Here is a 21,492-nt window from a genome sequence, read left to right on the forward strand (position 1 = left end):
ACAACTATTAACTTACTAAAAAAGTGAAAAAGTTAACGAAAATGAAAAAAAACTAAAATGTTTTGGTCATATCTTTGTCTGTAACGATGATATAATCGGCTTTACCCAAAAAATCTTTGTCGAGTTTTTGCAGTTGTTCCTGAGAAACCGTGGCTATGGTTAAGAGCTTTAAATCAGGATTATAGCGGTTTAAATACCAGTTAATCCCCTCGTAATCGTCGCTGTGATAGCTGCCGTTAAAATGCAAAAACAGGGTGTTTGGCGGTCGGTTTTTATCGATAAAATACGCCATAGTAGCGTCTTTAATCGCCTGAGCTTTGGGCAAATTATCGTTTGCATGATCCTCAAACATTTCCATCATTTTCAGATAACCCGGCAAATTTTTATCATAAGGAAACGGTAAGGGCGCCATCCAAGTCTTCTCTTCTGCGCTTAAGAGTTCCAGGGATTCCACCCCTTCTTTAAACACCTTACTCGCATAGCGTCTGGGTACATTTGTAGCGATAAACGCGATGTTTTTCGCCTTGGCCAAATCGACCAAGGGCTTGTAATCCGTCTTGTAATTGTTCCACAAACGCACCAGGGTATCCATGCCTTTTTGGTCGATTTCGCCGCTGAGATAGCGGTTTAGTCCCCGCTGATTATCCGCTTCAAACATCTCGGCCCCCATCATTACGGGTTGTTGTGCCGTCAGGGTTTGGGCCATTTTTAATTGCAGCCAATGCACTATGGAATTGTCGTGGTATTCGCCAAAGAGCACCACGTCTTTTTTGGCGGCGTCGCGTATCATTTTTTTATAGGTGGTTTTCTTTCCACTCTTGGTATAAATCTGGTAGGGTTGCACTTCTTGAGCCGTGATGAGCAGGCTGCTAAACAGCAGCAAAACAGTGGTGATATATCGTGTCATTGAGGGGTAATTTTAAGTATTAACGCCTTGTAAAAGTCGTCCAAAACCGCGCTGCTATTCCTTAAAAAGGCGGCTGTTGTCCGTTGATTTACGCCACATTTTACGAAGACTAGGGGCTTGTTGCCACAAAAAGTCACTAACTTTGAAAAACGCGCAGCGCATTAAACCTCAAAATTATGAAATATAAACAAATCGACCCCCTTTTATTCGTTAAGAATAGAAAAAAATTCACTGCTGCCATGCGCCCCAACAGCGTGGCGGTATTCAATTCTAACGACATCTATCCCGTAAGTGCCGACAGCACTTTGCCCTTTGCACAACACCGCGATATCTTCTACCTCTCGGGTATAGACCAAGAGGAGTCGATCCTGGTTTTGTTTCCCGATGCGCCCTTTGAGCAGCTGAGAGAACTGCTGTTTGTACGCGAAACCAACGCGCAAATTGCGGTTTGGGAAGGCGCCAAATTAACCCAAGCACAGGCCTTTGAAGTGTCTGGCATTAAAACGGTGTATTGGCTTGCCGATTTCGAGCGGGTTTTAAAGGAAATCATGGCCTATGCCGACACCATGTATATCAATACCAACGAGCATTACCGTTCGGCCGTAGAGACCCAAACCCGGGAAGACCGCTTTATCAAATGGTGGAAGGAAACCTACCCGGCACATCAGGTAGCCAAGAGCAACCCCATATTACAGCAAATCCGCTCGATTAAAGAAGCCGAGGAAATCGCGTTGATTCAACACGCCTGCGACATTACCGAAAAGGGCTTTCGCCGCGTGTTGAGCTTTGTAAAACCCGGTGTATGGGAATACGAAATCGAAGCGGAATTGATTCACGAATTTATCCGCAATCGCTCCAAAGGCTTCGCCTATACACCAATTATCGCTTCGGGAAATAACAGCAATGTATTGCACTATATAGAAAACAATCAGGCGTGTTTGTCGGGGGATTTAATCCTGCTGGACACCGCTTCGGAATACGCCAATTACTCGAGCGACCTAACGCGAACCATACCGGTAAATGGACGCTATAGCAAACGCCAACGTCAGGTATATGATGCGGTATTGCGCGTAAAAAACGAGGCTACTAAAATGTTAGCACCCGGAACGCTTTGGAGAAATTACCACGAAGAAGTGGGTAAAATTATGACTTCCGAACTCCTTGGACTGGGCCTGTTAGACCGTGCCGACCTACAAAACGAGGATCCGGCCTGGCCCGCCTATAAAAAGTATTTTATGCACGGTACTTCGCATCAGTTGGGACTAGACACGCACGACTACGGCTTGCTGCACCTGCCGATGGAGGCCAATATGGTTTTTACCGTGGAGCCCGGTATTTACATACCCGAAGAAGGTTTTGGAATACGCCTTGAAGACAATGTGGTGATCCAACCTCAGGGTGAACCGATCAACCTGATGAAAAACATCCCCATACTCGCCGAGGAGATCGAATCGCTGATGAATACCTAAGACGCTGTATCTATAAGTTACGAAAAAAACCGCTTTTCCCCAAGGTAAAAGCGGTTTTTTTGTATAGAATACGGACGTTAAACCGTCCGAAAAGCCTGTTATCGCTATTAGAGCAACTGTCGATGTACGGCTTGCGCCACCTTTACCCCATCCATAGCCGCAGAAATAATTCCTCCGGCATAGCCCGCACCTTCGGCACAGGGAAACAAGCCCTTGACCTGAACGTGTTCCAGGGTGAGTTCGTCTCTGGGAATGCGCACCGGCGACGAGGTTCGGCTTTCCGTAGCCACCACCACAGCCTCTTCGGTATAGTAACCGCGCATTTTATTGCCAAAGGTTACAAATCCCTCTTGTAGGGCTATGCGCACTTCTTTGGTCAAGACCTGATCGAGCAAATTGGAGCTTATCCCCGGCAAATACGAACAATCCGGCAGGCTAGTCGACACTTTTCCCCGAACGAAATCGGTCATGCGTTGGGCCGGTGCTTTTAACAAGCCGCCGCCTGCTTCCCAGGCTCTCTTTTCGATGAGTTGCTGAAATTCCATCGCAGCCAAAGGTCCCGTAAAACCGTATTGAGCAAAGTCCTTTTCATCGACCGTCACCACCATACCCGAGTTGGCAAATAGGCCGTCGCGCTTGGAGGGCGACCAACCGTTGACCACCAGCTCTCCTTCGTCGGTACTCGCCGGAGCGATGATTCCGCCGGGACACATACAAAACGAGAAAACACCTCTACCCGCTTCCTGACTCACCAAGGAATACGAGGCCGCAGGCAATATGGGGTTTCTCGACTCGCCGATGCCACAGTGATACTGAGCACGGTCAATCAGCGCCTGAGGGTGTTCTACCCGAACGCCCAAGGCAAAGGCTTTGGCCTCTATATGCACTTTTTTCGCCTCCAACATCCTAAAGATATCTCGGGCAGAATGTCCTGTAGCCAGGATCAATTGTTCGGTTTTCACGGTGATTTCGCCGTTGAGCGTCAATCCCTTAATCCGGTTGTTTTCGATGTGTATGTCGGTCAATTTGGTGTCGAACCACACTTCTCCCCCGCATTCGATGATACCCTTGCGCATATTGGCAATGATTGCCGGCAATTTATTGGTGCCGATATGGGGGTGTGCTTCTTGTAGTATTTTTTCAGAGGCTCCAAAATAGTGAAACCACTGTAGGCTTTTGATGATATTGCCTCTTTTGGTCGAACGGGTGTACAGCTTCCCATCGGAATAGGTCCCCGCCCCGCCTTCGCCGTAGCAATAGTTGGATTCTGGATTGACAATTCCCTCTTTGTTCATCGCCGCCAAATCGCGTCGTCTGCTCTGCACGTCTTTTCCGCGTTCGATTATGATGGGTTTTAGCCCGAGTTCGATCAACTCCAAAGCGGCAAACAAACCCGCAGGACCGGCACCTGCAATGTACACCTCCTTTGCATTGGCCACGTTTTGCAGGTTGGGCGAAAACGCAAAAGCGTCTTGAAATTCCTCACCTATAAACACATTGATTTGCAATTGCAATACGATATTTCTAGAACGCGCATCCAAAGAGCTTCGGATGATTTGATAGGCATTAATGGCGCTAACGGGTGTTTTAACCGCTTGCGCTATGCGCGTCTTTAGCACTTTTTCGTCTGCCGCTTCTGCCGGTGAAATTCGTAAAATGATATTTTGAGCCATGAACTAGGTATAATTGACTGCAAAAGTACGCGTTTTTACCCGTCCGACGAAATATCCCCAATTTATTGCGTGAGGGATAGCAGCAGCATCCTTTTGCGCAGCGCAGCGCAGCAAAAGATAACGCGGATAGCCCGACCCGCAGGGCACGCACAAAAAAATAAAATCTGTTCGGATATGGAGGGGCTGTTTTATATAAATTGTATTTTTGCAATTAACACCTCCCAACCATGACGACAAAACAAATTACGCATAAAAACACGACCCTGTCCTTTACCGAGGGCGGCAAGGGTACGGCCTTGGTTTTTTTACATGGATTTTTGGAGAATGCCACGATGTGGCAGGGGTGTATGCGTCATTTTGAGTCGAAGTACCGCGTGATTGCCATCGATTTACTCGGGCATGGGCAAACGGGCTGTACGGGTTATGTGCACAGTATGGAAGACATGGCGGATGCTGTTTTTGCGATACTGACGGAATTAAAACTGCGCAAAGTGAGCTTTATTGGACATTCCATGGGGGGCTATGTCGCCTTGGCCTTTGCGGAATTGTATCCCGATCAGGTGCGCAGTTTGGCATTGGTCGCTTCGACCTCTCGTGCCGATAGTCCCGAACGGCGCATTGTTCGCGATCGCGCCATGGAATTGGTCAAAAAAAACAGCTCGGCTTTTGTGACGATGTCGATTCACAACTTGTTTAGTGAAGCGGCACACCAACGCTTTGCCCCCGAGATTGCCCAAGTAAAGGAGCAGGCTTTAAAGACCTCCAAACAGGGGATGATAGCCGCCTTGGAAGGCATGAAAATCCGCTCGGATCGCGAAGTTATTTTTCACTTTGCGCCTTATCCGATCTTGTTGATTCTCGGCCTAAGCGACACTTTGGTCGCGCAGCAAGATGCGCTAGACCAAATCGAGGGCAGTCCGGTGCAGTTGGTCACCACCGCTGGCGGTCACATGATACACCTGGAAAACGAACCGGAATTGATCGATGCCCTAACGGCTTTTTTAAAGCTTAAATAAGCTTAGAACCCCAAGCCAATACTTAGTTTAACGCTTCGACAAAACTGCTGTCGGGATGGAGTATGGCGTTGATCAAGTCCACCAATTCCGTTTTAAATTCGCGCAGTACCTCGGCAGAAATCACCGAATCGATTTCCTTACCCTGGCGCACGCCAAAGAACAAAAAGCCTTCTTTGCGATTTTTAAACGAGTAAATACCCGCTTCCAAGGGGCGGTTGCCCGCTTCGGATTCAAACATCAGGGCATAGCACAGCAACTGGATGATCTTGTCGTTTTTCAAATCGGCCGTCAGTCCGTCCCAGCTCTTTAAGCGCAGTTGATTAGCCGTTACTTTTCCCGATTTATAATCGATGACGCGGATGCTCTTATTGCGTATTTCAATGCGATCCACAAAACCCGAAATGATTACCGGATACGGCAATCGCTCGTCTACCAAAGTGTATTTAAGGGAGCGTTCCAGTTCCAAAATCTGCACTTCGTCGCCATTTTGAAGGTTTCTGCGCTCCTCTGCCAAAAAGTGAAACACGTTTCGCTTGGCCACTTCGAAGGCCAGTAGGTTTTTTCCGAGTTTTTCTCTATTGCTGCTGTATTCCCTTTCAAATTCCATTTCGACCACCGCATCGGACTTTTTTTGCAAATCGTCCAGATCGGCCACGGTAAGCATACGGCCGACCAGGGGTTGATACAGCTGTTCCAGGGCGTGGTGAATAATGGTTCCCAAGGTGTTGAGCGCTACGTTTTCCTCGACTTCTTCCACTTCGCGTATACCGAGTATTCGCTGCAGGTAGAACTGAATGGGGTTGCGCAAATAATTGGTCAGTGCCGAGGGCGAAAAGCCCTTGTTTTCGGCAATTTCGCGCAGTTTTGACTGCAATAATTCCGACTTGGGAACCTCGATGGGCTGGTAGGCTTTTTCGGGCAGAAAGGCGGAATAGGTCAGGTGTTGCAACTGGTGGTTGGGTCTTTTTTCGATTTCCAACTGGGTGATAAATCGACTGCGCTCCCCGGCGTCCAAGCCCTCTGCTTCGGAGTTGTACAACAGGTATACGTCTTTGGCTCTTAGCAGCAGGTGGTAGAAGTGGTAGCTGTAAATCGCGTCTTTTTCCTTGTAGGTCGGCAGGCCCAATTCGCGCTTTACATCGTAGGGTATAAAGGAGTTTTGCGACTTGCCCGCCGGAAATTTCCCCTCGTTTACCGAGGTGATGATCACCGTGTCAAAATCGAGTACCCTACTTTCCAATACCCCCATGATCTGCAAGCCTTTTAGGGGCTCGCCTTCAAAGGAAACTTCGGACAAATCGATGATTTGCTTGTAAATTGCATAGACGTTTTCGACCGTATCCATCGTCGGGTATTTTTCGCAATAGGTGATTAATTTATTAATCAATTGGTACATGGAATAAAGGAAGGTTTTCGACAACTTTTCCTCCTCCGCCTGACCCGAGTGCTTGTCTTTGATTTCCAATAGTATGGTCGACAACAACCGCAGCACGACCAAAGGCTTGTCTTCCCACTTGGTCAACAGCAAATCTCGTAGGGTATTGGGCTGCGGATTAAAGGTTTTTAGGCTGTCCAAGCTAAAAAACGTCAGGTTGCCCTCGTGTATATTGGCAATGGTTGTTCCCGCATCCACATAGGGCTCTATCATCGGATTGCTCAACACATCCAATACCTCTTTGTGGTATAGGGTGTAGTTTACTGCATCGCGACGCAAGGCATTGAGGTGCATCTTAAACAATTTGGCCACCAATATTTGCACGGGGTTGCTCCGACCGTCGTAGCCCATGGTAATGTTGAGCGCATCGACCTCAACAGGCAGGGAGTACAACACCGGCATCAACAGGTTTTCCTCGCCCAAAACCAAGGCTACCTGATTGAGGCTTTGGTTTTCGCTCTTGATCTTCTCGATGATTTTTCCCGCAATACGCGCCTGACCAACGGTTTTGGGCGTTTTGATAATGCGAATGGTCTTGGGTTCGCTAAAATCGGTCACGATCCAGTCCATCGGATGGCTGCGGTAGTGTTTCCACTGCTTTTTAATTCGGCGCAAAAACAGTCCGGCATCGTGAAAGGGGTCGTTTAAAAACACGGCGTCGATATCCCAAAATACCTTGGCGCAGCCCCTGGCCAAAAAGTCTTGAATAATCACTTCTTCTGCGGCATTGAGCGCATTGAATCCTGCAAAATACATTTTTTTGTCGCCTAGTTTCTCGGCAAATTCCGCCGATTTATCTACCGCCTGACGGTATATCAGCCCTTGGTACCCCACTTTCTTTGCGGTTAAATACTCAAAGAAAGCTTGGTAATACACGGGCATCATCTCCCAAAACTCCAGATAATTCTGAATCATAGTGGTACGCTTTTCCAAATCGAGAGACCAGTGCTTGATGTCTTCAATGTCTTTTAGGTATGAAAAAACGCGGTTGGGATTTAACAAATACCGATCGATTTCATTGAAATCCTGTAACAGCATCTTGGCCCAATTGGCAAATTGCTCAAAGGGTTGTAGCTTATCCGGAGTTACCACGGTGCTGTAGACTTCATAAAACTCAAAGAGGAGTTCTATCGAGTCCAAAGCCCGCAAGCCCGACATTTGCTGAATCAATTCTTCCACACTGCTAATTTCAGGCGCAAAGAGGCTCTTTGGATATTGTTTTTTCAAGGCTTCTAACAAGAACACCTTGGCCCTTTTGTTGGGCAAAACAATGATTAAATCGTCTAATGAATCGGGGAAATCCGCTTTGATTTCCACACTTAATTTATCTAAAAACCGGATATTAGTCATGCAACACTTTTATTATAACCTCAAAAAACTTGGTTTTGCCCTGTGGATTTTCGCCCTAGTACGGGACTAATTTACACAGAATAGCGCGGGTTTTCTAACGCATTCTCCTATAAATATATAAAAAAAAACGCCCCGATTTCTCGAGGCGTTTTCTATTGTACTGCAGGGATGATTATTTTTCTAAAACCACCTCTACACGTCTGTTGATCTCTCTACCTTTAACGGTTTTGTTAGACTCAATTGGTTTAGAAGAACCGAAACCTTTAGAAGTTAATCTACTAGCATCGATACCTTTTTCAATTAAATATACTTTAACAGCGTTAGCTCTGTTTTCAGATAATGGCAAGTTGATTTTATCAGAACCTGTGCTATCTGTATGTCCTTCAATGCTAAATTTAGCCGTTGGGAACTCTCTCATGATTTTAGCCATGTTGTCAAGAACTGGGAACGTTTTCTCTTGGAAAGTAAACTTACCTGTATTGAACAAGATTGTTCTTCCGTAGTCGTTCAACTGTTTCATTTGCTCTTCTTTGATCTCTGGACATCCGTCGTTAGAAGCAGGACCTGCAACATCTGGACATTTGTCTAAATGATCTGGAACACCGTCACCGTCTCTATCTGGCCAAGGACAACCTTTGTTTTCCTTAGGACCTGGAACTGTAGGACATTCGTCTTTGTTATCTGGTGTACCGTCTCCGTCTGTATCAGGACAACCGTTGAATTCTTTAAGACCTGCAACATCTGGACATTCGTCTAAATGATCTGGCACTCCGTCTCCGTCAGTATCAGGACAACCGTTAAATTCGGCTAAACCAGCTACATCTGGACACTCGTCTAAATGGTCAGGGATTCCGTCACCATCAGTATCAGGACATCCGTTGAATTCTTTAAGACCAGCAATTTCTGGACACTCATCGTATTTGTCTAAGATTCCATCTCCGTCTGTATCTTTTCCACCAAATTGGAATTTAATACCTGCGAAATGTTGCATGTGCGAAGCGATGTCAACATTAGGAGTTCTTGTATCGTCAAATGAATGTTTGTACGTAGACTGAACGCTTAAAGCGATGTTTTCCGTGAACCAAAAGTTCAAACCTAAACCTCCATTAACCGTACCAGCACTAGCATCTCCCATAAAAGTGTATCCACCACCAACTAATAAGAAAGGGTCAACCACTTTAAATTTCAATAAATCTTTGAAGCTATACTTAACTTCTGCATCAATTCCGTAGTAAGTTAAATCACCTGGATTGTAGATTTCGTAGTTTTCCGCCTCAGGTTTGATGAACTTATCAATTTTATTTACAGATCCTGTGATTCCAAAGGAGAAACCATCTCCTAAGTATCTTGCTACGTTCAAGTAAGATACAGACGGAAGGATGTTCCACTGATCTTTAACGTTGAAGTAACCTCCTAATCTGTTAGAGAAGTTGTTTGTTGTACTAATTTTAGTATCAACAGCATTGGCTCCGATAGTCACCGCCCAAGGGTGATCCGCATTCTGAGCGTGTGAGGTTAACCCCGCGCAAAGAAGTGCTGCCGCAAATAATTTGTTGAGATGTTTCATAACTTTTTTTATTTATTTACTGTACGTAATAATATGTAGCAAAAATAAGACCTTAATTGTTATCTACAAAAAATTTCTTAACAATTATCTCTTTTTCCTACTAAAATTGTGTTTATTTTATAATATTCAACTGTTTTCCTACTTCTGTAAACGCCTGAATAGCTTTATCTAAATGTTTTTGCGTGTGTGCTGCGGATAATTGAACGCGAATTCGCGCTTTATCCTTGGGAACGACCGGAAAAAAGAATCCCGTTACATAAATCCCTTTTTTCAACAACTCTTCGGCCATCTTTTGGGCCAATTTTGCGTCGTACAACATTACGGGTACTATAGCCGAATCGCCGTCAATAATGTCCAATCCCGCCTTTTTGATTCCCGCTTTAAAGTAGTTGGTGTTCCACTCCAACTGATCGCGTAGGGTATGGTCTCTTTCGAGCACTTCAAACACCTTTAACGATGCCCCGACAATAACCGGAGACAGGGAGTTCGAAAACAAATACGGTCTAGAGCGTTGTCTCAACAGCTCGATAATCTCTTTTTTGGCCGTGGTATAACCACCCATAGCACCTCCGAGCGCTTTGCCCAAAGTACCGGTGATAATATCTACTCTACCCATCACTCCTTTTGCTTCTAGAGTTCCCTTGCCCGTAGCTCCGATAAAACCGGCGGCATGACATTCGTCTACCATGACTAAAGCATCGTATTTATCGGCTAGATCGCATATTTTATCCAAAGGCGCTACCAAACCATCCATAGAGAACACGCCATCGGTTACGATAATCTTAAAGCGGTGTCCGGCTTCATTGGCTTTGATCAATTGTTGCTCCAAATCGTTCATGTCGCTATTTTCATAACGGTAACGCGCGGCTTTACACAGGCGAACACCGTCGATGATAGAGGCGTGGTTTAGGCTGTCTGATATGATGGCGTCTTCTGCACCAAACAAAGGTTCAAACACCCCTCCATTGGCATCAAAGGCCGCCGCATACAGTATGGTGTCTTCCGTGCCGTAAAAATCGGCAATCTTCTGTTCGAGTTCTTTGTGGATATCTTGTGTTCCACAGATAAAACGCACCGACGACATTCCAAAACCGTGGCTGTCCAACGCGTCTTTTGCCGCCTGAACCACTTCGGGATGGGAAGAAAGTCCCAAATAGTTATTGGCACAAAAATTTAAAACCGTTTCACCAGTTGAAATCGTAATCTCCGCTCCCTGAGGAGAGGTGATAATACGCTCTTTTTTAAACAATCCATTTTCTTCGATAGCCTTGAGCTCCTCTTGCAAATAATCTTTAATCTTTCCGTACATATTTATGCAAATTTATGTTTCCTAATTACTATGGCAAATGTACCATATTTATATGATCTCCTGTATACAGGATGATTTTTTTAGCCACTTCGTAGCCCATATCCTCTAAGGCCAGCTGGTATTCTCGCACTTGCTTTATATGGGCTTCTTCGTTTTTTCCCGTTTTGTAATCCAACAGATACGCCTTGTTTCCGCGTATGGTTACGCGGTCTGGCTTGATATTCTTAAAGGTAGCACTAAAAATGGTACGTTCATTAAAAACCTGGCCATTTTCTGCAAAATAAGGTGCTAATTCGGGATGAAAGACGATGCTTTCTACCAATTCCTTAAAATTGGACCGTTGGCTTTCGGTAATCAGTCCCGCCTCGACACTTTTGTCCAAGGCCAGATCCACGTCGTGTATCGTATAGACATAGGCCATGATCTGATGGAGTATATTGCCGTATTCTATGGCTTTCTGACTTTCGGTATCCCACATCAAGGCTTCGCGTTGGGCGATTTTAATCGATTTAAAATCGATCAGCTGATCGACGGAGTAGATGGTTTTATTGTGGTGCTCCACATCGGGCACAGCGGTTTTCGAACACTTGATCGCCTCTCCAAAATCATAGCTAAAGTCTTCGTCGGTATAGCGCCCCGACTTGATTAAAAACTCCAAAAAAAACTTAGACATGTTGTTTTGCAGTTCTCCCGATCGGGTGATATTCTTAGACGAGACGATATAGAGCTGCTCTTCGGCCCGGGTTAGGGCCACATACAGCACATTGACATTGTCCAGCAGTTCCTCCTGCTGTTTTTCCTGATACAAGCGCTCTGCCCAGGCGCCGTATTCGGCCACTTCCTTTTTGGAATCGACCAAGGCCTTGGGCAAATCCAAATCCTCGTCTTCAAGATCCAACCAGAGTTTGTTGCGCGAGGCCCGCGAATAATCTTCCTCGGCAAAGGGAAAAATCACTACGGGAAATTCCAAGCCCTTGGACTTGTGTATGGTCATAATGCGCACGGCATCGACTCCTTCTGGGGTGGGTATGCTAAACTTCTGTCCGTTGTTTTCCCAAAAGTATAAAAAGTCCGAAATGCTGTATTGACTCTTGATCGTTCGCTCCAATACCAAATCCAAGAAGTACAACACATAGGAAATCGAACTCTTGTCCTGTAAAAAGGCGCGAACGATGTCTTCTACGGCTTCGTAAAGCGATTTTTTTCTACAGCCGTTAAACGAGATGAGCACGCCTTTGGACGCCAACCATTTTTCGAGTTCGGGTATGTCTTTTATCGCTACGCCTTCGGCAATAAAATCGTGAATGGGCGTTCCTTGCGGCTGCTTAGACGCCACGTAATAGAGCATCAATGCCTTGGCCTCTCGGTCGCGTTCGTTTTTTAGGAATCGCAATACCTGAATGATCAGGCGCACCTCGGTGGCATTGTCGATCAACAGGGAATCCGAGGAGAGAATCGGCACTTCCCACTCGGTCAAATAATTGGCCAAGGCCACACCTGCCGCTCGCTTTCGGGTCAACACCACGATGTCGCGGTATTGAAACCCCTGGGCTTTAACCTTTTGTATCGTTTCCAAAGTCGCCTTGACGTGCAAGGCTTCTTTGGTTTCTACCTCTTCGTCCGATTCGGAGGCGGGTAAAAATTGTATGTTGACATAACCGCCGGTTTTGGCGTTGGTTTCCTGGCTGCTGTTGTTGGCGTACAGGTCTTGATAATCGGCTTGAGTAAACGAATGCGACAGCTCTTTAAAAAAGGCGTTGTTAAAGTTGATCACCTCGGAATAGCTGCGGTAGTTCTTTCCCAAAACCACGGTTTCCTTACTCGGGTTTGAAAAAGGGTTATCGCCTTTGCTCAAAGCGATAAATTGCTCGGCTTTACCGCCACGCCACCTGTAGATGGACTGTTTGGGGTCGCCGACAATCATCAGGGTTCCCTTGGTTCCCGACAGGTCTTCGCCGGCCAGAGCATTGTCGATTAACGGAATTAGGTTTAACCACTGCATTTCGGAGGTGTCTTGGAACTCATCGATAAAAAAATGTCGGTAGCGCTCGCCCAGGCGCTCGTATATAAACGGCGCGGGTTGGTTTTGAATCTCCTTGTAGATGATGGCGTTAAACTGCGAGATCGACAGTATATTTTGCTCCTCCTGTATGCGGTCCAGCTCCTGTCGGATGGTATTCAACAGCGAAAGCGGGGTTATATTTTTTAAAAAGGCCTCGTAAAAAGCCCTTTTGGCATAGGCTTTATAAACGGTTTGCAACAGCGCTAACCAGCGTGGAATCACCGCCTCTATTTGGGCCCGATCGGCAGCGGTTTTATTGATTTGCACATCGTCAAATTCGACAAATCGCTTGTGCGCAGCGGTGACTTCATCGGTTTGGATTTTCTTTAAGTGATTGGGAAAGGTTCCTCGGGAAAAGGATTTTTCGTCGATGTTTTCGTCGCGCATCCACTGTAGGGCCTCACTACCCAAGGCCTTGGTCTGTGCGCTGATCTTTTTAATTTCGGCTTTTAGTCGGTCGCGTACCGCCACAAAATCGGGTAAGTTGACCTCTTGAAACAGGGCTATTTCGTCGCGATTGTTTTCGTTCATCAGCAGGTAACCGATTTCCATCAGCTCCCGGGTCACGTCCCAACTCTTGTCGTTATCGGCCTTATCTATGGAAAACGCGATGAGCAGGTCGGTCAACTCCCGATCGGTACCGGCCCTAGACACGATGGCGTCTACGGCTTCCTGCAGCAATTCTTCCGATTCCAACGAGACGTCAAAGGTAATGGGCAAGTTTAAATCATGGGCAAAGGAACGAATGATTTTATGCGTAAACTTATCGATGGTCGAAATGTCAAAGGCCGCATAATTGTGGATGATGTTTTTAATGATTACCTTGGACTTACTCTTAATCAACTCGGCTTTTATGCCCGTTTCCGCTTCGATCTGCTCCAGCATGCCCCAGTGTTTTTCGGGCACTTCCTCTTGGGAGAACGCAAATAAACTGGAAACAATGCGCGACTTCATTTCCTCCACCGCTTTGTTGGTAAAGGTAATGGCCAAAATGTTTTTATAGGCGTCGTTAGTCTTGTCGGACAGCAAGATTTTCAGGTATTCTTTAACTAAAGTATGGGTTTTTCCGGAGCCCGCCGAGGCGTTATAAATTGAGAATGAGGCAGTAGTCACTTATTTATTTTATATTACAGTTAACGATAATTAAACTTAGTCTCCTTTTGATATTGAAGTTAAATCATTAAATTTGAATAAAAATAATACTAATCTTTTTAATAACACTAATTATGGCATTCGAATTACCAAAATTACCCTACGCTTACGATGCGTTGGAGCCGCATATTGATGCTCGCACCATGGAAATACACCATACCAAACATCACAATGCTTATACCACGAACTTGAATGCTGCTATTGCAGGCACCGATTTAGAAGGAAAGAGCATCGAAGAAATACTACATCACCTAGACTTATCCAACGGCGCTGTTCGCAACAACGGAGGTGGATTTTACAACCACAACTTGTTTTGGGAAGTAATGAGTCCAAACGGTGGTGGCGAACCCACAGGCGAACTCGCTGCAGCTATCGATAAGGATTTGGGTTCTTTTGAGGCTTTTAAAGAGGCTTTCGCCAAAGCTGGAGCTACTCAATTCGGCTCAGGATGGGCTTGGTTGTGTGTAAAAGACGGCAAATTGGCTGTATGTGGAACACCTAATCAAGACAATCCATTGATGCCAGGGGTTAGCTGTTCAGGCACGCCAATCTTGGGAATGGATGTTTGGGAACACGCTTACTACCTCAACTACCAGAACCGCAGACCGGATTATATTACTGCGTTCTTTAATGTAATCAACTGGGAAGAAGTAGCCAAGAGGTACGCTGCTGCTAAATAAGCATCCGCGCAAAAATTGACCAAGGCTGTTTCTTCGAAACGGCCTTCGTTGTTTAAAGTCCCTGACAGCCCTGCCGCTGAGTATTGCACAATAAAAAAGCAGCAGTAGATGTGAATCTACTGCTGCTTTTACTCTAAAGCCCATTAATACATATAGAAAACCCAAGGCTTTTAGAGCCGAAGTCCTAAACACCCTCATTCACCCCTTCAGGCTTACCCTCTATTTAACTTTGCGTTGTTGACAATGACGCAAATCTCATTCGACTGCCCTAAGAATTATCAGCATCAAGTTACTTAGTCATTCAGGTGTTCTATTTAAAAATCCATTTAAACATTAAAGTCCTAGTGAATTTTCATCTCTTTACTTTTTTGCTTTCAGATTGATAATCATTGGATTAACCGTTACCCTAGTCTTTTTAGGGACACCAATTTCAATGTCACAGAAATCGACTTCTTGAGTATCTGTGAAATCATAAGATTTAATAGTAACCTTTCCTGGCCCATTACCCATACTACCGTTTACTTTATGTCCCACGTACCCTATTTTACCACGTGTCATATCAATCATGGGAGTTACATGCCCTCCGATTTCAATATAAACAATGTCGTGATCTCCGGGTACAATCCCATTGGGAATAGCAGGTCGTAAGACATCCCCACCATGAATACCTAATCTATAATAATCCGAATCGTTGGCTCCCCACAAATAAGGAACGCCATCTTCATCTATAGCCCCTGCGCCCTCACCAGCAGAGTTATGGCTAGAAGCATTTATAAACTTGATGTTCTCTAAAAATCCAGTCCCAGTTCCGACTCCATTGCCTGTTGGACTTAGCACTGTTTGCCAAGTCGTACTAGTGGCGCGCGTTCCAATTCCAAGCATTCCGTGATTATTAATACCTAGAGAATACACTCTTTTATCCTGACCTAAAATATAATAAGTAGGCTCACTTACCGCAGAAGCACCCGGAGCAAAATTAGTTCCTGTTATGGCCGTCATCTTCACTTGGATTCCCGGAGGCAACGCCATTTTTACCGGCACAGAACTACTAAACCTTGGCGACCCATCGCCTTTGTAAATATAATCTCCCCAAGTATATAAATCGCCGTTTTGCGTTAGAGCCATCACATGCCCTCGGAAATACACTTTTATAGAAGTCACATGACTAATTGCGGCTTTATGCCATTTGTCGTCAGTCTCTAAACTACCGTCCCCATAGACAGACGGATAACTGAAATAACCGAGTTGACTATTGTTAAAAGCAGCAATATAAACATCTCCAGACTTAGTAAGGAGAGTAACATTAAAGCTCGCCGCAATCATATTTTTAATTTGATCAGGCGTTACACCCTCGGGTAGCGGAACCCTTTGAAAAGAAGTGTGCTCCACGGGTGCTTGTGGCCACCAAGCTTCCGGAATAGTCCGTTTCACTCCCCAAGCATAGAGACCTTCGGTAGACAAGAGCAAAAACCCTCCAGATTGCCCTCCTGCAGCAACCAGCCTGATATCGCCTTCATAATTAGTACCCAAGTGATGCGGTGGATTTGCCGGTTCCTGATCTAGGTCGGGCAAAATTTTTATAGGCGTATACACATTGTCCAAGACTGCCTCTCCGAAAATAGAATATCCCGTTCTTGTACGGATTACGGTTTGATGCCAAAGCGACTGAATCCAAGAATAATCGTTGGAGATATTTTCCAAATCAAAACAATACGAATCTTCGTCTACGGGAATTCCTGCCCCGGTACAGACATTTTTGCTAGCATCTAACCAATACAAGTTTTTTGGCACTGTATATCCCCCAGACCCCGTTACAGCACCGTAACGATCTACAGTTACCGGACTGACTCCCAACATACCGTCGTGATCAGGATCTGAATAACCCATTTCGATTACGTCGCTACAAGTGTCGGCATCGGCATTTAAATCTTGATGATTCGGAAATCCATCACCATCGGCATCTTCGCCAGTACAAATTGCGCGTGGGTGCAGCGAGGGCTTAAAGTTATCTACCGTAGCATTAATCTCGATAAGGCTGTTGGCCATACCAGTTACCCCTGCCACTCCGAGCAAGCGATAAACGCGGTATACTCCTTGATTTTTAGTCACAGTCAACGGAACTGTCAGGGTGAGAGCCGGGGTTATGGACGATGATAAATCGACCCATGAAATTCCGTCATTAGACCCTTGCAACAACACTCTTGAACTGTTCGTAAAAAAATCCTTTGCCTTAAAAAACACTTTAAAAGCACTGTATTCCACACCCATAGCCGTTCGAACAGCAAGCCTAAAAATCTCGCGATCAGCCAAGGATGTGGCCGCAGGAATTTCCAAACCAGGACTGTCCACATCCGCAAGACCATCAATCAGGAAAGCGGGAATACCTGCTGAATACGGCAACCCACTATCGGCTTCCAAGAGCTCGTTGCGTTCTTGTACCTCGTATAAGGACTTAGACAATACAAAACAACTCGGCGATTCGACATGATCGTAAATCCCGTCGTTGTCGTCGTCTACATCTAAAAGATCGGGAACACCATCGCCGTCAAAGTCATGCATAGCATTAATGAGTGGGTTTTTATAAAATTCGAGTGGCGTAATATAACCATGACCGATTACTGCGCCATTAACATCTACAGCTACGGGACCGACACCGACCATACCGTCATTATCGGAATCGCTAAATCCCGCTTCCACAACATCGAAAGCCCCATCACCATCACTGTCTAAGTCTTGATGATTGGGTCTACCGTTTAGGTTAATGTCTTCGTCTACGCAATCGGCTTTAGGATGAAAAGAGGGCATATAGCTTCCTACGGTCGCCGTAATTTCCAACATCCTTTGCGTACCTGAGTAGCTACCGCCCGTGCCCAAAAGTCTATAAACAGCATACCGCCCTTGGTTTTTAGTAACGGTAATCCCGTTGATTTTGTTATTAATCGAAGTTCCTATGATATTCTCCGTTAAGTCGACCCAAGTTAGTCCATCCTGTGAACCTTGTAAAACATACTTGGAGGAGTTGTTAAAAAAGTTGAAGGAAGAGTAATGAATAGTAAAGGAATTAAATTCTATTCCATTGCTCAGCAGGGTGCTGATTTTAAAAATTTCCTTTCCCTCTAACTCGCCGCCCGTACTAAACAACAGGCCGGTATTATTTAAAGTAATGCCGTCTATTAATTCCGATGGAGAACCAGACACATAATTCAGCGTTGAACTGACCTCCAACAGTACCCGGCGATCTCCAGCGTAAAAAACAGTTTTATCGAGATAAAAACAGTTGGGAGACTCAACATGATCGTAAATCCCGTCGTTATCGTCATCTATATCTAAGGCATCAATAACCCCGTCACAATCAAAGTCGTTTGGACAACCGGTTGTTTGTCCGAAAAAGACCGACGTTGAAAACAGGAAAACAAACAAAGAAAGCCGCATGGATTTCTTTGTTCGCAACATAAGTATTATTTGTTTCATACTAAATCTATTTGTTTCGATTATTATTTAACCACCAAAACCACATTCATAAAATCACTGCTATCGCCATTGAGCTGGGCAGTAGGCTGAACGCGATAAGTTAGAATACCATCGGCGGTTACGGCTACATCATAAAAAACAGTTTCGCTATAATGTGTGACATAATAATACAAATCGGAGGCTGCGCTAAAAAAAGGAATTTGAGTAGGCGCCCCATTACTAACTGCTCTTGGATTAGAGAACTGGGTTTTATACAATTCATAAAGGTTATAGCTGCCCGAAGTATTAGTGATATCTAATACTATAGAAGGCATATAAAAGAACTTGACTACATTTCCACTAATGCACACCCAATTTGGATTTGCTGGGGTACCTATATTTTGGCTTAAACACTGTCTGTCCGTATCGTACACCAACAAACCGTTTGCTGGGTTCTGAATACTCGTGGCTATATTAGCCACTCTAGGAATCAGTACTCCTGTATTGGCTCCAACCACATCAAGAGCAGAACTCGGGTCGGCCAATTGCGCTCCTATCGCTGTTCCTCCTACCGGAGTTATCTGAGCAAACAGTTGACCCGATAAAACAAATAAACAACAGAGCAACAAACAGGATTTAAAACTACTTCTTTTCATAACAATTTACATTAAAAATTAAACATACATAAAAATTACTAACAAATTTTTTGGTTTTTATAAAGTATAACAGAACAACCAGGCTGTCCTCCTCTTTTTAGCAGCGACAAAAAACACCATTGTTTATGGCAAATACCCTAATTCACACCGTTTTTCCTTTCGCCTCTACCAGCCATGGCGGTAGTCCAAAACAACTAGAGTCGAACCAACACCCTTAAATGTTTTATATTACCACAAAAAATAAACAAAAAAACCCATTTATTATACCTCTTTTATCATTAAACCTAAGTATTCAACAACGCCTTAAGTTGTTAAGACACCATTTTTAATAAAAGTCACATTTTTAATAAAATAAAATGTATTTTATAAGGTATTTTTTATAAAACAATCGATATATAAATAGCATTTTACCTGAAATCGTCCAAAATCAGGGCTATTTATTTAAGAAAACACCGCTTTAGGTAGCGGGTGTTTAAAAACTGAAACATGATGAATAAGCCCACTTGCAGATTCAGCTGTTGGCGAGGAGTTGGCGGAAATGCATATTAACGCATACGCCGTTGCGCGCATTTTTCCCGGAATTCGCACGAAATTAAAATGCCTTCTATGGAACTGCAAACTGCTACACTCTGCGGGAAATAAAGGTCCTGCGAGTAATCAAATTCGCGTTTTTATGCATAAAAAAACCGTCTCTGCGAACAGAGACGGCCTTAAATAATTTATATAATTTCGGTTCAACAACGTTAAAAAACGCCTTAGTACTTATCATAATGGTGTGCTCGTATAAAGCCGACTAAACCCTTAATGTTTTTACAATTTATAAAGCCTTTTTTTCAGCTGTAGAATTTCTTAATACGCACGAGCGTCTTTTCCTTCATAGTAATTCATAAAGGCGCGATTGACCACTCTTTTTCCACCGTCTGTCGGGTAGTTTCCGGTAAAGTACCAGTCGCCTAAATTATTGGGACAGGCTTGATGCAAGCTATCAACGGATTGAAAAAGCACTTTTACCTCGGATTTAATACTTGGATCCTTGACCATTTGAGCGATTTTATCCGATATTTCCATATCGGTAAAAGGGGCGTAAATTTCTTTGACGTAATTGACAATCTCTGCATCGGCCAAGTTTTCCTGTGCTTTGGACTTAGCATACACCTCCTCCACTATATAATACATATTGCGTTCTTTGAGTAATTCCATAGTGGCTTGAAAAGCGATTAGCCCCTCTAACTTAGCCATGTCTATACCGTAGCAGTCGGGATATCTCACCTGAGGTGCTGCGGAAACCACAACAATTTTCTTCGGATTTAACCGGTCCAACATGCGGATTATACTCTTTTTAAGGGTCGTTCCCCTAACGATGCTGTCGTCGATAATCACCAGATTATCCGTTGGCTTGATTACGCCGTAAGTCACGTCGTAGACATGGGCTACTAAGTCATCTCTGTTTTTGTCGTCGGTGATAAAGGTGCGCAGCTTGGCGTCTTTAATCGCAATTTTCTCTGTGCGCAACTTGACAGACAGGATTTCCTGTAGTTTTCCTTCGGACAGATTTTCTTTAAGCGAAAGGATATCGGCTATTTTGCGTTGGTTTAAGAAATCCTGAGCCTCTTCGACCATCCCGTAAAAAGAGGTTTCGGAGGTATTGGGAATATAGGAGAACACCGAGTTGTCCGTATCGTTATCTATCGCTTGCAACACAGCGGGAAAAATCAGTTTACCCAAGTCTTTACGCTCCTGATAAATCTCCGCATCGTTACCTCTGGAGAAGTAAATGCGTTCAAACGAACAGGCTCTCTTCTCCAAGGGTTCTAAAACTTGTTCAAAAGATACGGTGGCATCTTTTTTAATGATCATCGCCTGACCGGGCTGGAGTTCTTTTATGTCTTCATAAGGTACGTTAAAGGCCGTTTGAATTACGGGGCGCTCTGAGGCAACCACCACAATTTCGTCGTCTTCATAGAAAAAAGCCGGACGAATTCCCGCCGGATCTCTAAAGACAAAGGCATCGCCATGGCCAATTAGTCCCGCCATGACAAATCCACCATCCCAGTTTTTAGAGGCTCTTTTTATAATTCTACCCACGTCCAATCGCTCTCCAATAATCGGAGATGCTTCTCGTTTGGAGTAGCCTTCATTTTTGCATTCAAAGTATAAATTGGTCACTTCATCATCTAAGAAATGCCCTATTTTTTCCATTACCGTAACGGTATCGGCCATCTCCTTCGGATGTTGTCCCAAACGGACCAAATCGGCAAAGAGATCTTTGACGTTGGTCAGGTTAAAATTCCCTGCAACGATTAAATTGCGGTGCATCCAATTGTTTTGACGCAAAAAGGGGTGAACGCTTTCGATGCTGTTTTTGCCAAAAGTACCGTAGCGCACATGACCCAAAAACACCTCGCCCAAATACGGTATGTGTTGCTTTTGCAAATCGACGTCGTCGGCGTATTCCGGATGCTCTTCCAACTCCTGGTTGATGCGCCCGTTGATCTGCGTAAAGATGTCTTGTATGGGCTGCGCCTGATTGGAACGCACCCGACTGATGTAGCGTTCGCCTGGATCCATGTCCAATTTCACACTTGCCAATCCCGCGCCATCTTGTCCCCGGTTGTGCTGTTTCTCCATCAGGAGATACATTTTTTGAATCGCATAAAAAGCCGTTCCATACTTCTCTTTATAGAAAGACAAGGGCTTTTTGAGTCTTAAAAGGGCAATACCACATTCGTGTTTTAGCGCGTCACTCATACTGTTTATTATTGTAGT

At 44.7% G+C, this 21,492-nt stretch carries 12 protein-coding genes; 3 read left to right on the top strand and 9 right to left on the bottom strand.

Going from position 1 to position 21,492, the window contains the following annotated elements:
- Positions 1-52 precede the first annotated feature (52 nt).
- Positions 53-907, bottom strand: coding sequence for a ChaN family lipoprotein (locus ACQZ43_RS02915; RefSeq protein WP_430614358.1), 855 nt, complete (start codon positions 905-907; stop codon positions 53-55).
- A gap of 176 nt (positions 908-1,083) precedes the next feature.
- Here ACQZ43_RS02915 and ACQZ43_RS02920 point away from each other — a divergent pair, with 176 nt between their 5' ends.
- Positions 1,084-2,376, top strand: coding sequence for an aminopeptidase P family protein (locus ACQZ43_RS02920; protein WP_430614360.1), 1,293 nt, complete (start codon positions 1,084-1,086; stop codon positions 2,374-2,376).
- A gap of 107 nt (positions 2,377-2,483) precedes the next feature.
- Here the strand turns inward: ACQZ43_RS02920 and ACQZ43_RS02925 are convergent, their stop codons facing one another.
- Positions 2,484-4,049 carry an NAD(P)/FAD-dependent oxidoreductase gene (locus ACQZ43_RS02925; RefSeq protein ID WP_430614361.1) on the bottom strand — a complete coding sequence of 522 codons (1,566 nt, stop codon included), beginning with the start codon at positions 4,047-4,049 and terminating at the stop codon, positions 2,484-2,486.
- Positions 4,050-4,276: 227 nt separating this feature from the next.
- On the opposite strand from ACQZ43_RS02925, the gene ACQZ43_RS02930 reads away from it, so the two are divergent.
- Entirely contained in the window at positions 4,277-5,065 is a 789-nt protein-coding gene (locus ACQZ43_RS02930) for an alpha/beta fold hydrolase (RefSeq protein WP_430614363.1), read from the top strand.
- A 22-nt stretch (positions 5,066-5,087) separates the two neighbouring features.
- Here ACQZ43_RS02930 and ACQZ43_RS02935 read toward each other — a convergent pair whose 3' ends face one another.
- The 4 genes from ACQZ43_RS02935 to ACQZ43_RS02950 form a co-directional block, all read right to left on the bottom strand.
- Complete coding sequence (locus tag ACQZ43_RS02935; protein WP_430614364.1) at positions 5,088-7,850, bottom strand: PD-(D/E)XK nuclease family protein; 2,763 nt, start codon at positions 7,848-7,850, stop codon at positions 5,088-5,090.
- 172 nt (positions 7,851-8,022) lie between these two features.
- A complete protein-coding gene (locus ACQZ43_RS02940) occupies positions 8,023-9,417 on the bottom strand; it encodes a thrombospondin type 3 repeat-containing protein (protein ID WP_430614366.1) in 1,395 nt (464 codons plus the stop codon).
- A gap of 112 nt (positions 9,418-9,529) precedes the next feature.
- Positions 9,530-10,726: a glycine C-acetyltransferase gene (gene kbl, locus ACQZ43_RS02945; RefSeq protein ID WP_430614367.1), complete on the bottom strand. Its 1,197-nt coding sequence runs from the start codon at positions 10,724-10,726 to the stop codon at positions 9,530-9,532.
- Between the two features lie 28 nt (positions 10,727-10,754).
- The gene (locus ACQZ43_RS02950; RefSeq protein WP_430614368.1) at positions 10,755-13,901 is read right to left on the bottom strand and encodes a UvrD-helicase domain-containing protein; all 3,147 of its coding nucleotides are present in this window, start codon (positions 13,899-13,901) and stop codon (positions 10,755-10,757) included.
- Between the two features lie 113 nt (positions 13,902-14,014).
- On the opposite strand from ACQZ43_RS02950, the gene ACQZ43_RS02955 reads away from it, so the two are divergent.
- Complete coding sequence (locus ACQZ43_RS02955) at positions 14,015-14,620, top strand: superoxide dismutase (protein WP_430614370.1); 606 nt, start codon at positions 14,015-14,017, stop codon at positions 14,618-14,620.
- 360 nt (positions 14,621-14,980) lie between these two features.
- Here the strand turns inward: ACQZ43_RS02955 and ACQZ43_RS02960 are convergent, their stop codons facing one another.
- From ACQZ43_RS02960 to ACQZ43_RS02970, 3 genes are all read right to left on the bottom strand, one after another.
- A complete protein-coding gene (locus ACQZ43_RS02960; RefSeq protein ID WP_430614372.1) occupies positions 14,981-18,091 on the bottom strand; it encodes a hypothetical protein in 3,111 nt (1,036 codons plus the stop codon).
- Positions 18,092-18,114: 23 nt separating this feature from the next.
- The gene (locus ACQZ43_RS02965) at positions 18,115-18,726 is read right to left on the bottom strand and encodes a hypothetical protein (RefSeq protein ID WP_430614373.1); all 612 of its coding nucleotides are present in this window, start codon (positions 18,724-18,726) and stop codon (positions 18,115-18,117) included.
- Between the two features lie 849 nt (positions 18,727-19,575).
- Positions 19,576-21,474, bottom strand: a complete 1,899-nt coding sequence (locus ACQZ43_RS02970; RefSeq protein ID WP_430614374.1) for an amidophosphoribosyltransferase — start codon at positions 21,472-21,474, stop codon at positions 19,576-19,578.
- Positions 21,475-21,492: the final 18 nt, after the last annotated feature.

Origin of the sequence: Flavobacterium sp. JP2137, assembly GCF_050562195.1 — a bacterium.
Lineage (GTDB): Bacteria > Bacteroidota > Bacteroidia > Flavobacteriales > Flavobacteriaceae > Flavobacterium.

Coding starts and splice junctions, on each gene's coding strand:
- ACQZ43_RS02915 (WP_430614358.1), bottom strand. CDS start 907: ATGACACGATATATCACCACTGTTTTGCTGCTGTTTAGCAGCCTGCTC.
- ACQZ43_RS02920 (WP_430614360.1), top strand. CDS start 1,084: ATGAAATATAAACAAATCGACCCCCTTTTATTCGTTAAGAATAGAAAA.
- ACQZ43_RS02925 (WP_430614361.1), bottom strand. CDS start 4,049: ATGGCTCAAAATATCATTTTACGAATTTCACCGGCAGAAGCGGCAGAC.
- ACQZ43_RS02930 (WP_430614363.1), top strand. CDS start 4,277: ATGACGACAAAACAAATTACGCATAAAAACACGACCCTGTCCTTTACC.
- ACQZ43_RS02935 (WP_430614364.1), bottom strand. CDS start 7,850: ATGACTAATATCCGGTTTTTAGATAAATTAAGTGTGGAAATCAAAGCG.
- ACQZ43_RS02940 (WP_430614366.1), bottom strand. CDS start 9,417: ATGAAACATCTCAACAAATTATTTGCGGCAGCACTTCTTTGCGCGGGG.
- kbl (WP_430614367.1), bottom strand. CDS start 10,726: ATGTACGGAAAGATTAAAGATTATTTGCAAGAGGAGCTCAAGGCTATC.
- ACQZ43_RS02955 (WP_430614370.1), top strand. CDS start 14,015: ATGGCATTCGAATTACCAAAATTACCCTACGCTTACGATGCGTTGGAG.
- ACQZ43_RS02960 (WP_430614372.1), bottom strand. CDS start 18,091: ATGAAACAAATAATACTTATGTTGCGAACAAAGAAATCCATGCGGCTT.
- ACQZ43_RS02965 (WP_430614373.1), bottom strand. CDS start 18,726: ATGAAAAGAAGTAGTTTTAAATCCTGTTTGTTGCTCTGTTGTTTATTT.
- ACQZ43_RS02970 (WP_430614374.1), bottom strand. CDS start 21,474: ATGAGTGACGCGCTAAAACACGAATGTGGTATTGCCCTTTTAAGACTC.